This window comes from Apibacter sp., assembly GCF_025291155.1.
In the GTDB taxonomy this organism is placed as follows: Bacteria; Bacteroidota; Bacteroidia; order Flavobacteriales; family Weeksellaceae; genus Apibacter.
The window spans coordinates 1-565 of the sequence record NZ_JAMBJZ010000167.1 but is presented as its reverse complement, the minus strand read 5'-3'; the positions used below and the strand labels follow the sequence as shown (position 1 = coordinate 565).

At 27.8% G+C, this 565-nt stretch carries 2 protein-coding genes; both read left to right on the top strand.

Annotation, left to right across the window (positions count from 1 at the left end; translation table 11 throughout):
* The coding region (locus M3Z80_RS09745; RefSeq protein ID WP_293919425.1) for a hypothetical protein at nt 1-191 on the top strand (191 nt) is incomplete at its 5' end.
* The coding region (locus tag M3Z80_RS09740) for a hypothetical protein (protein ID WP_293919424.1) at nt 166-565 on the top strand (400 nt) is incomplete at its 3' end. The genes M3Z80_RS09745 and M3Z80_RS09740, both read left to right, overlap by 26 nt.

The window sequence follows — 565 nt, the reverse complement described above, 5'->3', positions numbered from 1 at the left end:
TTATTAATGGTTCAGATGACTCAGATCCTGATGTATATGTATATCCATTTGCACCTAGTCCGGCTCCAAAATTTCCTCTTGTGGAAGGATATACAAGAATATCTCAGGAAAATGTTTTAAAATTTTTCAAGATAAATTATACTATAACTCTCAATTATAAATATAATGAAAAAATATTTGATTTTATTTAGTTTCTTGTTGATAAATGTATCATTAGTTAATGGACAGGATTGTTATAAACCGTGTTTGTATAGAGCATCAATAGATTCAACTAAGATAAATATTTATACTCATTTACTTGAAGCGAAGGAGTTAAAGACTGAAGATACCTTGGTTTTAGTAGATATTCAGTCTAACGATTTGGATATAGATTTTTTTTCAGGAATTTATTTCTTTATAAATAATATAACAGAAAAGTTAGATACTGTTTCTGTAAAAAAAATTAAGCAAAAGTTTCCTGCTAATGTTTACCACATTTATGATGAGCCTTGTTTGGATAAGTATAATGAACAAAGACGACAAACGGAATCAGCATACAATAGATTTAAAGAGACTGCTCTAAAAC